Source organism: Kumtagia sp. (assembly GCF_059502445.1).
This window is the reverse complement of record NZ_JCACER010000101.1, coordinates 43232-55591: the sequence shown is the minus strand read 5'-3', so window position 1 is coordinate 55591 and position 12360 is coordinate 43232. Positions and strand designations below refer to the sequence as shown.

Here is a 12360-nt window from a genome sequence, read left to right as displayed (position 1 = left end):
TTTTAAGGAGACTGACATGGCCGACTACTTCACCCACTTTTCATGCCTGCTCGACCTCGGCACGGTCGAGAACGCTGCGCGCGCCCTCGACCTCTATGCCAACACGCCCGAGGACGAAGATGGTCTTCGCCTCTCGGACGGATTCGACCTTTCAATCCAGACGGAAGGCGGATCAGAACTGTGGATTCACGACGACTGTTCAGGAGACCCTGAGCGCGTGATCGCGTTTGTCCTGCTCTGCGCGGAGGAATTCGACCTCAAAGGCCTTTGGGGTTTCGAATACGCCAACACCTGCTCGAAGCCGCGCCTAGATGCCTTCGGCGGCGGCGCGCATGTGATCGACCTCGGCGCGCGCAAGAGCGTCGGCTGGACCAGCACCAACGAATGGCTGTGCCGCGCCTTGGAAGGAGATGATCCCGATGCCTGAGATCATCGAAACCACGGTCTATCGCCTCGACGAACTCTCCGACACGGCCAAGGAGAAGGCCCGTGCCTGGTATCGCCAGACCGGCTTCGACCATGACTGGTTCGAGTTCGTCTATGACGACTTCGAGCGTATTTGCGCGATCATCGGCGTTGACCTCAAGACCGTGCCGGTTCGCCTTTATGGCGGCGGCACACAGCAGAAGCCCTGTATCTGGTTTTCTGGGTTCTGGAGCCAGGGCGACGGCGCTTGCTTCGAAGGGCGCTACCGCTACGTGAAGGACGCGCCTCGGAAGATCCGCGACCATGCGCCGAAGGACGGCGAGCTTCACCGCATCGCCGACGCCCTGCAGGCGATCCAGCGCCGGAACTTCTATCAGCTCTGCGCGACCGCGACCCACCGCGATCGCTACTACCACGAATACTGCATGGCGATCTCGGTCGATCGCGACAGCCCGACATATCAGGACATGACCGCCGACGCCGAGGAGACCGTCATCGAGGCGCTGCGCGATCTCGCGCGCTGGCTCTATCGCCAGCTTGAACGCGAATATGGCTATCTGACCTCGGACGACGTCGTCGACGAGGCCATCGCCGCCAACGCATATACCTTCGCCGCCGCAGGCCGCCGGTTCGGCTGACGGCCAACACCTCGCTTTCCGAACCTTGCGATGCCGCTTGCGATCCTCGGGCGTGTCTTGCCTGGACGACGCGCGACGCCGGTCAATGGGCAAGCCGTTTCCGCGCAAGGCGCGTGACTGTCGCCGCTTCACGCCGTCCGTGGCCGAAACCGCCCAACGGATCGGAGGCAGCGCAGATGTGCAAGGTTCTCAACAAGCGCGTGACTGGCGTCTCAGCCGACGCCGTCTATATCGGCCGCGGCAGCAAATGGGGCAATCCGTTCCGGATCGGCCCTGACGGTGATCGGGCCGCCGTCATCGCGAAGCACGAACGCTGGCTGGCGAATCAGCACAATCTGCTGCGCGCGCTCGACGAGCTGCGCGGCCGCGATCTCGTCTGCTTCTGCGCGCCGCTTCCCTGCCATGGCGATCTCCTGCGTCGATTGGCGAACGCGACCCGCGACGAGCGGGTTGCGTGGTGGCGGGCTGTGAAGGCGGCGGCGTGAAGAGAGGGAGAGGGCTGCCGGAACGGGTTTGAGCCGGTGCGGTCCGAGAGAGAGCGCCGGCCGGCTCGCCCGTTTCCGCTCTCCCGAGGCTCCCTTCATGAACGACCTTTCTCCGATCACGGCCGACCAGGCCGCGCCGCTGTCGCCTGTCCCTCATCTTGACGCCGCCGGCGCGATCGTCGTCGCCGCCCAGCAACTCCTCCCGCATCTCGAGCGCGGCCAGCGGGTCGACGCTGCGATCCTGCGCGCCGCCATGGAAGTGGCTTTCGGCTCTTCCGACGCCACGGGCGCCTGGGACTGGAAGACGGCCTATGACGCCGGCGAGGCCGCGACCGTCCTCTTTCTGCGCAAATACGGAAAGGCGCTGTTCCGCAAAGCCGACTCTCCGGCTTCCCGGCTTTCAGCCTTGGCCAAGATCGCCGGCCTTCTCCCCACCCATACCCGCCGCTCCTCCGAGAGCGAGGCCCTCCAGCAGTTCTCCACGCCGACCCCGTTGGGCCTGGCGGCGTTGACCGCCGCCGACATCGTGTCGACGGATCGCGTGCTGGAGCCTTCAGCCGGAACCGGCCTGCTCGCTATCCTGGCCGAGATTGCAGGCAGCGCGCTTGTATTGAACGAGCTGGCCGAGACCCGGACGGCGCTGCTCGCCTCCCTCTTTCCGGCCATCCCCGTCACGCGCTTCGACGCCGCCCAGATCGACGATCACCTCGATCCGGCCGTGCTCCCGAGCGTCGTGCTGATGAATCCGCCCTTCTCGGCGATGGCGAACGTCGCCGGCCGCATGGCCGACACCGCCTACCGCCACATCGCCTCGGCGCTCGCGCGCCTCGCCGACGGCGGGCGGCTGGTGGCGATCACTGGCGCGAACTTCGGGCCGGACACCCCGGCCTGGCGCGACGCCTTCGTCCGGCTGCAGGAGCGTGGCCGCATCGTGTTCACCGCCGCTATCAATGGCGCGGTTTATGCCAAGCACGGCACGACTATCGACACCCGGCTGATCGTCATCGACAAGGCGCCCGCCGAGGACCCGGCTGCGCTGCCGCAATCCCAGGGCGTGGCCCCCGACGTCGCGACCTTGCTGGGCTGGATTGAGGAGCATGTCCCGGCGCGTCTGGCGCTCGCGCCGAGCCTCGCCATCCCCGTGTCGGCCACCGCTGCACCGCGGACTGTACGCGGCTATCTCGCCCGCGCTGCCATGGCGCAGCCGGCCAAGCCGTCCGTCGTCGATCCGGAGGCGGTCGATCTCGACTACCGGGCGATCGACTGGACGCCGCCCGAGGGCGCGCGTCTCAGCGATGCGATCTATGAGGAGTACCGGCTCCAATCGATCCGGATTCCCGGAGCCCAGGCGCACCCGACCAAGCTGGTGCAGTCCGCCGCCATGGCCTCGGTCGCGCCGCCGAAGCCGAGCTATCGGCCGCGGTTGCCGGTCGACTTCGTCAGCGACAGCCTCCTGTCCGACGCCCAGCTCGAGACGGTGATCTATGCCGGCGAAGCGCATGGCGACTATCTCGCCGGCGCCTGGACGGTGGACGAGACCTTCGATCTCGTCACCGCCGCCCGCGACGATGCGCCGAGCGCCGTCCGTTTTCGCCGCGGCTTCATGCTGGGCGACGGCACCGGCGCGGGCAAGGGCCGCCAGTCTGCGGGCATCATCCTCGACAACTGGCTGAAGGGCCGGCGCAAGGCGGTCTGGATCTCCAAGTCCGACAAGCTGCTGGAGGACGCCCAGCGCGACTGGTCCGCCCTCGGCATGGAGCGCCTGCTCATCACGCCGCTCTCGCGCTTCGCGCAGGGCAAGCCGATCTGGCTGGCCGAAGGGGTCCTATTTTTAACCTACGCCACGCTGCGGTCCGACGACCGCGGCGAGAAGCTTTCGCGCGTCCGGCAGATCGTCGAATGGTTGGGCTCCGACTTCGACGGAGTGATCATATTCGACGAGAGCCACGCGATGCAAAACGCCGGTGGCGGCAAGGGAGAACGGGGCGATGTTGCGCCCTCGCAGCAAGGCCGTGCGGGCTTGCGCCTGCAGCACGCCCTGCCGAATGCGCGCGTGGTCTATGTCTCGGCGACCGGCGCCACCACGGTCCACAATCTCGCTTACGCCCAGCGCCTCGGCCTCTGGGGCGGCGAGGACTTCCCCTTCGCTACGCGCCCCGAATTCGTCGAAGCGATCGAGGATGGCGGTGTCGCCGCCATGGAGGTGCTGGCCCGCGACCTACGTTCGCTCGGACTCTACACCGCCCGCTCGCTCTCCTATGACGGCGTCGAATACGAGCTGGTCGAGCACGCGCTCACCGACGAGCAGCGGCGCATTTACGACGCCTACGCCGGTGCGTTCTCGATCATCCACAATCACCTCGACGCGGCGATGCAGGCCGCCAACATCACCGGCGAAACCGGCACGCTCAACGCCCAGGCGAAGTCGGCCGCCCGCTCGGCCTTCGAATCCGCCAAGCAGCGCTTCTTCGGCCATCTGCTCACGTCGATGAAGACGCCGACCTTGATCCACCGGATCGACCAGGACCTGGCCGACGGCCATGCGGCAGTTATCCAGATCGTCTCGACCGGCGAGGCGCTGATGGAGCGACGGCTCGCGGAGATTCCCACGGAGGACTGGAACGACGTCCGCGTCGACATCACGCCGCGCGAATATGTTCTCGACTACCTCGCCCATTCCTTCCCGGTGCAGCTCTACGAGCCGTTCACCGACAGCGAGGGCAATCTCTCGTCGCGGCCCGTCTTTCGGGACGGCCAGCCCGTCGAGAGTCATGAGGCCGTCACCCGCCGCAATGAGCTGATCGAGCGGCTGGCTTCGCTCCCGCCGGTGCCCGGCGCCCTCGACCAGATCGTCCAGCGCTTCGGCACGGATCTCGTCGCCGAAGTGACCGGGCGCTCGCGCCGCGTCGTGCGCAAGGGCGACCGCCTCGCCGTGGAGAACCGCGCGGCCTCCGCCAATCTCGCCGAGACCGCTGCCTTCATGGATGACCTGAAGCGCATCCTGGTGTTCTCGGAGGCGGGTGGGACGGGCCGCAGTTACCACGCCGAACTGTCGGCGCGGAACCGCCGCCTGCGCGTCCACTATCTTCTCGAACCTGGCTGGAAGGCCGACGCCGCGATCCAAGGCCTCGGACGCACCAACCGCACCAACCAGGCGCAGCCGCCGCTCTTCCGGCCGATCGCGACCGACGTGAAGGCCGAGAAGCGCTTCCTCTCGACCATCGCTCGCCGCCTCGACACGCTGGGCGCGATCACGCGCGGCCAGCGCCAGACCGGCGGCCAGGGCCTATTCCGGCCGGAGGACAACCTCGAATCCCACTACGCCCGCGATGCGCTGCGCCAGCTCTACATGCTGCTCGTGCGCGGCAAGATCGAAGGATGCTCGCTGCAGATGTTCGAGGCCGCCACGGGCCTCAAGCTCATGGACGCCAACGGCATCAAGGACGAGTTGCCGCCGATCACGACCTTCCTCAACCGCTTGCTCGCTCTCACCATCGATCTGCAAGGCGTGCTGTTCGCGGCGTTCGAGCAGTTGCTGAACGCCAAAGTCGAGGGCGCAATCGCCAGCGGCGTCTATGACGTCGGCTTGGAGACGCTGCGCGCCGAGAGCTTCGTCGTCACCGATCGCCGCGCGATCTACACGCATCCTGCGACGGGCGCGGAGACCCGGTTGCTCACCATCACCGAGCGCCGGCGCAATCGCCCGGTGACGCTCGATCAGGCGCTGGACCATCTCGCCGATCCTCGCACTGTGCTACTCGTCAACGAGCGCTCGGCCCGCGCCGCCGTGCAGATCCCGGCGCCGAGCCTGATGCTCGACGATGGCGAGATCGAACGCCGCGTCCGGCTGATCCGGCCGATGGAGCACCATCATGCTTCGCTGAAGATGATGGACGAGAGCCACTGGCAGGCGGCGGAGCGGGAGGCCTTTGCGGCCGCCTGGACTCGTGAAGTGGCCGAGGTCCCCAAATTCGCCGACAGCACGATCCATATCGTTGCCGGCTTGCTGCTGCCGATCTGGAAGCGGCTGCCGAACGAGTCGACCCGCGTTTATCGGCTTCAGACCGACGCGGGCGAGCGCATCATCGGCCGCAGAGTCTCGCCCGCCTGGGCGGCGAACGCGTCCGTGACCGGGACCACCGCCCTGACGCCGGATGCCGCCTTCGCGGCGCTGATGGAAGGCCGCACCGTTCTCGACCTCGCCGAGGGCTTGCAGCTCCACCGCGTGCGCGTGATGGGCGCTCACCGCATCGAGCTGTCGGGCTTCTCCGACACGATGCGCGACCGCCTGCGTGCCTACGGCCTCTTCGGCGAGATCATCTCGTGGAAGCTGCGCATGTTCGTGCCGACCGACGCCGCCGGCGCAGGAGTGCTAACCAAAGTCCTCGACCACTATCCGGTTGAGCGCATCGGCGAACGGGAGGCCGCGTGATGGGCCGCCATGACGCGTCTGAACTGGCACACCGTCTCGCGCGCGACGCCGAGACGGTGTGCCGTCACTACCTCTCCGCCGGCCGCCGCGAAGGCGGCTACTGGCTGGTGGGCGACGTGCGCAATACTCCGGGCCGCTCGATGTTCGTCCGGCTCAAGGACTCGCCGAAAGGGCCTGCCGGCAAATGGACCGACGCCGCCACGGGCGAACATGGCGACTTGCTCGATGTCATCCGCGAAAGCTGCGGCCTGGTCGGCTTCAAGGATGTCGCCGATGAGGCACGTTCGTTCCTCAGCCTGCCGCATCCCGAGCCCGAGCCTGATCGCGCCCGCTCGCGCAAGCCCAGCGCACCGGCAGGATCGCCGCGGGCCGCGCAGCGACTGTTCGCCATGTCGCAGCCGATCGAACGCACTCTCACAAAAGCGTATTTGCGCGATCGCGGCATTTCGGCTTTGCACGGCACCGGAAGCCTGCGCTTCCATCCACGCTGCTACTACCGACCCGACGACCATAGCCCGACCGAGACCTGGCCGGCGATGATCGCTGCCGTCACCGATCTCTCCGGCCATCTGACCGGCGCACATCGCACCTGGCTCGATCCCGGCGGTTTCACCGAGGCGACCCTTGGAAAGGCGCCGATCGACACGCCGCGACGGGCGATGGGCGACCTCCTCGGTCACGCTGTGCGTTTTGGCGTGGGGAACGAGGTCATGGCAGCCGGCGAGGGCATCGAGACGATGCTGTCGCTCCGATGCGTCTTGCCGACCATGCCGATGGTCGCAGCCCTCTCGGCGGCGCATCTCTCCGCCATCCTGTTCCCGGACACGCTGCGGCGACTCTACATCGCCCGCGACGATGATCCGGCCGGCGACGGCGCAATGGCGACATTGATCGATCGGGCGCAGGAGGCCGGGATCGACGCGATCGTGATCTCGCCACGGCTCGGCGACTTCAATGAGGATCTCCGCCTGCTGGGCCTGCATGCGCTTCGGGCGGCAAGTCGGGTGCAGATCGCGGCGCAGGACGTCGCCCGCTTCATGGAGCTGGCGGCATAGCCGGAACGGGGGGAAAGGTGGTACGTCCGCGTCGTCACCGCGCGCCCGGCGGTCATGCTTTCCATCAGCGCCGGAGAGGACCGCGCCCACGGCCTTCTGAGAGGGCGATCGGGCTCACAGTCGGTCCGGCCGGGCAATGGCGGCGGCCGACTATTTTCCGGCGGCGGGCCGAGGCCCGCCTTTCCACCGCGAAGCAAAATAGCCGGCCTTAGCCATCAAGGCCCTCGCTGCGCTCGGGCTGCCAGTCCGTCCCGCCGGTGAGCCTTCGTCGCCATGAAGGCCGCGATGGGCGCGGCCGATCCGACGAAGGAAAGCCGCGATGACCACCAACCACGACGACGATTTCGAGCCGCACCACAGCTCATCCCCGACCGACCAGGTCCTCCACGAACTCCAGCTCTATGGCTACCGTCCCTTCCAGGACGAGCCCGATCCTCGGCCACTCCCCGAGGCGCAAATCCTCGCGGGCAGCATCTCCGACATCTTCGACGCCCTCGTGGCGGCGCTGGCCGACACTCGCCTCGAACCCGACCTTGAGGACCTGCTCTGGTCGACGGTGAACGTCTTCCACCGCGCCATCGAGCGGATCGAGCGCGAACTCGACGACAACGAGCTGGCCCAGCAGCGCTCGCAGCGGGAACAGGACGGCAGCGAGGTCAAATCCGTCGAGCTGGAACGCCTGACGGCGGAGGGCCAGACGCTGATCGAACGCCGCAACGCCTTCGAGCTGATGCGTGACCAGGCCGCCGACCAGTTCGAGCACCACAGCCATTCGGCCTGGCGGCCGCGCAACGGCTCGAAGGTCAACCATCGCAACCTGACCTCGGCGATGATCGACAGCCGCGATTTCCTGGCGGCGAAGAAGCGCGCCGACAACCAGGTGCTCTTGCCCGCGGGACCGAAGGTGGCTCTGACCGGCGGGCTCGACTTCAACGATCACCGGCTGATCTGGGCCAAGCTCGACCAGGTCCACGCCAAGCATTCGGACATGGTGTTGCTGCACGGCGGATCGCCGAAGGGCGCCGAGCTGATTGCCGCCAAATGGGCCGACAACCGCAAGGTCCCGCAGATCGCCTTCAAGCCGGACTGGACCAAGTACGCCAAGGCCGCGCCCTTCAAGCGCAACGATGCAATACTCGAAGTGCTGCCGATTGGGGTGATGCACTTTCCCGGCAGCGGCATCCAGGACAACCTCGCTGACAAGGCCAAGAAGCTCGGCATCCCGGTCTGGAAGTTCGGCGGCGCGTAAGCGCCGCCTTGTCTTTCCCGTGTAGTGACGTGAAACCGCAACGGCGGATCAACGGCTTTCCGCACAACCGCCTTTCAGTCCGGTTCACCCGTCACGGCGATCCGGGCCGCACGAGCATAGTGCGCCAACTCCGTATCGTTCTCGATTAAGCCATCGAGCAGCGCCTTCATATCGCTCTGGTCGGACGCCGATTGGAACGGCCCCGGCTGCCGCTCGATCGCCAGCACCGCAATGGAGAGCGCCTTCTTCACCAGATGCAAGTCGCGACCCGTGAATTCCACCATGCCGCATGCCTCAACCATCATGTCGACTCGTAAGCACACCTTAGTCGATCGGTCAGCAGACCGTGAGGATAGCGAGGTTTCACGCCTTGTCGGCGACGGCCTCTGAGTCGCGGCTCCTGCCGGCGGGCGCCACCCCGCGTCTATCGGCTGATCCTTGGTCCGCCCGAGAGGCCTGACGCCATCAACCCACAAGGGGTCGGCTTACGCTGAAGCGTGCCGCCGCTCTGTCTTTGCCTTCGCGGTGATTGCGGCCCTCGGCCGGACACATCGGGCGCCTGTCGCGCGGGGATGGCCCCGCCCCAGCACAGGAGCCGGATCAATGTCTCAAACCCTCGCACTCGCAAACGGCTGGAACCTCGCCACCACCCTCATGGTCTGCGTCGTCGTCTTTCATGCTGGCGCTGGCAACTACGGCGTCATGCTGGCCGCCGAATATGACGGCGATCCCAGCGCCGTCATCCACGAATTCGACCCCTTCCAACCATGAAGGGGCGAAGTGCCACGCAAGCTGCACCGCAGAACGCCAGCGGGATTTCCGCTCCCGCTGGCGTCTATTTTCAGCTATACTTCTGCTCGCGCCGTGGTGGTGGTGGAAGGCGCGACCGTCAGACATTTTCTCACGGGAGACCATCGCCATGATCTTCATTGGCATCTTCGCCAGCATCGCCGCGATCGGCGTTCTCTGCTGCTTGCTGTTCTATCTCGCGGCCTATGCGCTGCCCTTGTTCGCTGGCGTCACAGTCGGCGCATGGGCTTACGGCACAGGCGCGGGATGGCTCGGAGCCATTGCCGTTGGATTTGTCGCGGGCTTGGTCACTCTCGGCGTCGGCCAGCTCCTGCTCGTGTTCGTGAAACCGCTCTGGCTGAGGCTCGCGATCGCCATCGCTTTCGTCGCGCCGGCCGCAATCGCCGGCTACCACGCCACCCACGGCATCGTGAAACACACCATGCCGTCCGAGACGTGGCAGGTCATCTTCTCTGTGATCGGCGCCATTGCAGTCGGCGTCACCGCGTTCGTTCGCGTGACGACGTTGGCTGGGACAGCGCCCTCGGGACAAGGCGGCATGGCGCGCGCTTAAGCGCGCTGCACCGAAGTGGCGGCCGAGCAAGGCTTGCATACGCCGCCCTAGTCGTTTGTTGGCGAGACGATCCCATAGAGCGCCTCTCGACTAGACTTGAGGAGCCCACATCGAAGCCCTTCGGGAAACGCAAGCCAACCGGCGAAGCTGCTCACTCAGCACCACAATGGCGAATGCCTGCGACGTCTTTCGTCGACGCGGCCGGGACGACGCTCCCTTTTCATCAACCGGGACGCGGGTACGAAATGCCGTGCTGAACGTGCCGGTCCATTGGGGAAGGCGACGGGTCGGCCACGTTCTCCTCGATACACCTCTGTCTAGTCGAGCACTCCAAGCGACCTCTTCGATGGGCTGATCTAGCCGAAGGCCGGCTGCGCCTCGACCGCCTATGCCGCAATGGCGCCGATCGACTTTCTTCCCCTGCCGGCTGCGCCGGCATTCCTCGCGAAACAACAAAGTCGCCTGGCTGCCATCCTCCGCTGCGCTTCGGCCTGCAAGCAGGTGCGGCGCCGATCGCCTCCGGCCAACCGATCGCCATCGAGGCCGCATGGTGCGGGCTCGAAACAGAGATCAAGGAGAACTACCATGGCGACCATCGGTACCTTCAAGAAGACCGGCAACGAGTTCACCGGCCAAATCGTCACCCTCAGTGTCCAGGCGAAGAACGTCCGCATCGTTCCCGAGGCCAACCGCTCCGGCGAGAACGCCCCCAGCCACCGCGTCTTCGTGGGCCGCGTCGAGATCGGCGCCGCCTGGGCCAAGCGCTCCAACGAGGGCCGCGATTATCTGGGCCTCAAGCTCGACGATCCGAGCTTCACCGCTCCGATCTACGCCAACCTCTTCGACGACGAGGACGGCGAGGGATACAGCCTGATCTGGTCCCGCCCCAACGGCCGCCGCGCCGACTAACCGCCAGCGACGCCCCGCCCGATCCTCGGGCGGGGCAGTCCTTCAAGACGCCGCCAAGGCACGCACGCGCAACCGCCTGGAGGCTGGCCTTTCGGCTTTGTACCTTGTCGGTTTTACGGATCGGCAGTTGGCCGACTTTGCGCTTCTCCAACAACCCGGGTGCGGACCTAGGACGCGGACTGTCATGCGACGGGCGTAGAGTCAGGTTTCAGCGTCCTCAACCGTCTCATCCAGGAGATCGGCGGGTCTCACTCCCAACGCTTCCGACAAATGCCACATCGTCAACAGCGTGACGTTCTGCTGGCCCCGCTCCATGCCGCTCACATAGGCGCGGTCCACGCCCATTTTCACGGCGACCGCTTCCTGGCTCAGACCGGCAGCGACGCGATACCTCCTGACGTTGGCTCCAAAAATTCTGCGAATGTCCATCCGCAGGTTAGAAGGCAATCGTGCATTATAGCGCTACGTGTTATAATACACGGGCCGGGAAGCCTGCTCGCGATGCCGCAGGTGGTCAGACGCGATGCGTGAAAAGCATCGGGAAATTTCAGCTATCGGTCTGGTTTGCAGTTGCGATGCGGATACGATCAGTTAACCAAAGAAGATGAGCGCGCCGATGACCGTCATTACCTTCCAGGACCGTCCGCCCGATGGCGACCGCCTGACAGGCTACGATGAAAGCCATCTTGCTCTCTATATTCGGCTCCTCGACGCCGCCGCCGAAGGCGCCGATTGGCGTGAGGCGGTCCGGATTCTTTTCGCGCTCGATCCCGACCGCGATCCCGGCCGCGCTCGGATGGTTCATGACAGCCATCTCGCCCGCGCCCGCTGGATGACCACCAGGGGCTATCGCGAACTCCTCCGTCCCCGCGTGTCCTAGAGCGGGACACTCCTCCCGGTTGTACAAGGCATCGCGCCGCCCAGTTTTGGGGACTTCCGCCGCGCCCTTTCGGTGGCGAGGCTTAGACGTGCAGGGGGCCATAGAAACGCGGACGAGGAGACGCGCATGGCCGAGCCGCCCGATTGGCGATTGCAGACCACCGAACGCGCGCTGAACCGGCTGGAGCGGCAAGGGTTCGCGTGGGAATTCCTACGCCGGAATCCCGACTATCGCAGCGACTATGACCGCCTGCGCAGCACGCCGACTAGCGCACTTGGCGCTTCATTGCCCCCAACGAGCGCCACCTCGCAATGGGGGTTGCGATTTCCTGCTCGACCCCGATCGCTCCGCTCACGAGACCGCGATCTTCTGGCAGCCCGAGCTTGCCGCCAGCGTTCTGATACTGGAAGCCGCGCCAGCCGTCTTTGATACGGCCCAGCGACTCGACCAGTTCGACCTCGCTCACGCCACACTCCACGCGCCGCGGGATAGCAAAGCTGCAATCGTACTGGCCGATCCGGACGGCGATCATCATTTGGTCGTCGGCGCGATCGACCCCGCCGAGCCGCTCGCCGTCCTGCTGCCGCTGGACGACAACTTCCACATCCGCGCCGAAGCGGCGTTGCGATTCCAGCGCCGCCTATTCGGACGTGCTGCCGGTCCACTGCCGCGCGCGCTCACACTCACGCCGCGGCGCCGCCTGAGGCTCGTGCGCATGGTGCGCGCGCTCGATGGCCGATTCTCGGGTGCAAGCTATCGCGAAATCGCCGAAGTGCTTTTCGACACGCCCTGGCAGTCCGCTACCGAATGGAAAACGTCGTCTATCCGCGCCCAGACGATCCGCTTGGTCAAGGATGCGCAGACAATGATGCACGGCGGCTATCTCCGCTTGCTCGCCGGCCGCTGACCTACGCGCAAACCGC

General features: G+C 66.1%; 14 protein-coding genes. 12 read left to right on the top strand and 2 right to left on the bottom strand.

All coding sequences use genetic code 11. From position 1 onward, the window contains the following. Positions 1-16: 16 nt before the first annotated feature. From AC5JDC_RS26200 to AC5JDC_RS26175, 6 genes are all read left to right on the top strand, one after another. Positions 17-427 (top strand): hypothetical protein, encoded by a 411-nt coding sequence (locus tag AC5JDC_RS26200; protein ID WP_495846027.1) that lies wholly within the window; start codon positions 17-19, stop codon positions 425-427. Then, entirely contained in the window at positions 420-1064 is a 645-nt protein-coding gene (locus tag AC5JDC_RS26195; protein ID WP_495846025.1) for a DUF8835 domain-containing pootine, read from the top strand. Before AC5JDC_RS26200 ends, AC5JDC_RS26195 begins: the two co-directional genes overlap by 8 nt. Before the next feature lie 176 nt (positions 1065-1240). Next, positions 1241-1549, top strand: coding sequence for a DUF4326 domain-containing protein (locus tag AC5JDC_RS26190; protein WP_495846023.1), 309 nt, complete (start codon positions 1241-1243; stop codon positions 1547-1549). A gap of 97 nt (positions 1550-1646) precedes the next feature. Beyond that, positions 1647-5981 carry a strawberry notch-like NTP hydrolase domain-containing protein gene (locus tag AC5JDC_RS26185; RefSeq protein WP_495846021.1) on the top strand — a complete coding sequence of 1445 codons (4335 nt, stop codon included), beginning with the start codon at positions 1647-1649 and terminating at the stop codon, positions 5979-5981. Next, entirely contained in the window at positions 5981-7036 is a 1056-nt protein-coding gene (locus tag AC5JDC_RS26180) for a DUF7146 domain-containing protein (RefSeq protein ID WP_495846019.1), read from the top strand. The genes AC5JDC_RS26185 and AC5JDC_RS26180 overlap by 1 nt, the downstream gene beginning before the upstream one ends. A gap of 319 nt (positions 7037-7355) precedes the next feature. Beyond that, positions 7356-8285: a DUF2493 domain-containing protein gene (locus tag AC5JDC_RS26175; protein WP_495846017.1), complete on the top strand. Its 930-nt coding sequence runs from the start codon at positions 7356-7358 to the stop codon at positions 8283-8285. A gap of 74 nt (positions 8286-8359) precedes the next feature. Here the strand turns inward: AC5JDC_RS26175 and AC5JDC_RS26170 are convergent, their stop codons facing one another. Next, positions 8360-8590 carry a hypothetical protein gene (locus tag AC5JDC_RS26170; protein ID WP_495846015.1) on the bottom strand — a complete coding sequence of 77 codons (231 nt, stop codon included), beginning with the start codon at positions 8588-8590 and terminating at the stop codon, positions 8360-8362. A gap of 298 nt (positions 8591-8888) precedes the next feature. Here AC5JDC_RS26170 and AC5JDC_RS26165 point away from each other — a divergent pair, with 298 nt between their 5' ends. The 3 genes from AC5JDC_RS26165 (at position 8889) to AC5JDC_RS26155 (ending at position 10557) form a co-directional block, all read left to right on the top strand. After that, entirely contained in the window at positions 8889-9056 is a 168-nt protein-coding gene (locus AC5JDC_RS26165) for a hypothetical protein (protein ID WP_495846013.1), read from the top strand. A 148-nt stretch (positions 9057-9204) separates the two neighbouring features. Beyond that, the gene (locus AC5JDC_RS26160) at positions 9205-9648 is read left to right on the top strand and encodes a hypothetical protein (RefSeq protein WP_495846011.1); all 444 of its coding nucleotides are present in this window, start codon (positions 9205-9207) and stop codon (positions 9646-9648) included. 585 nt (positions 9649-10233) lie between these two features. After that, a complete protein-coding gene (locus tag AC5JDC_RS26155; protein WP_439496125.1) occupies positions 10234-10557 on the top strand; it encodes a DUF736 domain-containing protein in 324 nt (107 codons plus the stop codon). Positions 10558-10758: 201 nt separating this feature from the next. Here the strand turns inward: AC5JDC_RS26155 and AC5JDC_RS26150 are convergent, their stop codons facing one another. Beyond that, positions 10759-10986, bottom strand: a complete 228-nt coding sequence (locus AC5JDC_RS26150) for a helix-turn-helix domain-containing protein (protein WP_495846009.1) — start codon at positions 10984-10986, stop codon at positions 10759-10761. 187 nt (positions 10987-11173) lie between these two features. Here AC5JDC_RS26150 and AC5JDC_RS26145 point away from each other — a divergent pair, with 187 nt between their 5' ends. The 3 genes from AC5JDC_RS26145 to AC5JDC_RS26135 all read left to right on the top strand — a co-directional run bounded on the left by AC5JDC_RS26145 (position 11174) and on the right by AC5JDC_RS26135 (position 12344). Beyond that, a complete protein-coding gene (locus AC5JDC_RS26145; protein ID WP_495846007.1) occupies positions 11174-11437 on the top strand; it encodes a DNA -binding domain-containing protein in 264 nt (87 codons plus the stop codon). A gap of 126 nt (positions 11438-11563) precedes the next feature. Continuing rightward, complete coding sequence (locus AC5JDC_RS26140; RefSeq protein WP_495846005.1) at positions 11564-11866, top strand: transcriptional regulator domain-containing protein; 303 nt, start codon at positions 11564-11566, stop codon at positions 11864-11866. Positions 11867-11972: 106 nt separating this feature from the next. After that, entirely contained in the window at positions 11973-12344 is a 372-nt protein-coding gene (locus tag AC5JDC_RS26135) for a DUF2285 domain-containing protein (protein ID WP_495846003.1), read from the top strand. Positions 12345-12360 lie beyond the last annotated feature (16 nt).

What these genes read in the sequence shown, in the direction of transcription:
- AC5JDC_RS26145 (WP_495846007.1), top strand. Translation starts at nt 11,174, where the DNA reads ATGACCGTCATTACCTTCCAGGACCGTCCGCCCGATGGCGACCGCCTG.
- AC5JDC_RS26190 (WP_495846023.1), top strand. Translation starts at nt 1,241, where the DNA reads ATGTGCAAGGTTCTCAACAAGCGCGTGACTGGCGTCTCAGCCGACGCC.
- AC5JDC_RS26195 (WP_495846025.1), top strand. Translation starts at nt 420, where the DNA reads ATGCCTGAGATCATCGAAACCACGGTCTATCGCCTCGACGAACTCTCC.
- AC5JDC_RS26185 (WP_495846021.1), top strand. Translation starts at nt 1,647, where the DNA reads ATGAACGACCTTTCTCCGATCACGGCCGACCAGGCCGCGCCGCTGTCG.
- AC5JDC_RS26175 (WP_495846017.1), top strand. Translation starts at nt 7,356, where the DNA reads ATGACCACCAACCACGACGACGATTTCGAGCCGCACCACAGCTCATCC.
- AC5JDC_RS26165 (WP_495846013.1), top strand. Translation starts at nt 8,889, where the DNA reads ATGTCTCAAACCCTCGCACTCGCAAACGGCTGGAACCTCGCCACCACC.
- AC5JDC_RS26155 (WP_439496125.1), top strand. Translation starts at nt 10,234, where the DNA reads ATGGCGACCATCGGTACCTTCAAGAAGACCGGCAACGAGTTCACCGGC.
- AC5JDC_RS26150 (WP_495846009.1), bottom strand. Translation starts at nt 10,986, where the DNA reads ATGGACATTCGCAGAATTTTTGGAGCCAACGTCAGGAGGTATCGCGTC.
- AC5JDC_RS26180 (WP_495846019.1), top strand. Translation starts at nt 5,981, where the DNA reads ATGGGCCGCCATGACGCGTCTGAACTGGCACACCGTCTCGCGCGCGAC.
- AC5JDC_RS26170 (WP_495846015.1), bottom strand. Translation starts at nt 8,590, where the DNA reads ATGATGGTTGAGGCATGCGGCATGGTGGAATTCACGGGTCGCGACTTG.
- AC5JDC_RS26140 (WP_495846005.1), top strand. Translation starts at nt 11,564, where the DNA reads ATGGCCGAGCCGCCCGATTGGCGATTGCAGACCACCGAACGCGCGCTG.
- AC5JDC_RS26200 (WP_495846027.1), top strand. Translation starts at nt 17, where the DNA reads ATGGCCGACTACTTCACCCACTTTTCATGCCTGCTCGACCTCGGCACG.
- AC5JDC_RS26160 (WP_495846011.1), top strand. Translation starts at nt 9,205, where the DNA reads ATGATCTTCATTGGCATCTTCGCCAGCATCGCCGCGATCGGCGTTCTC.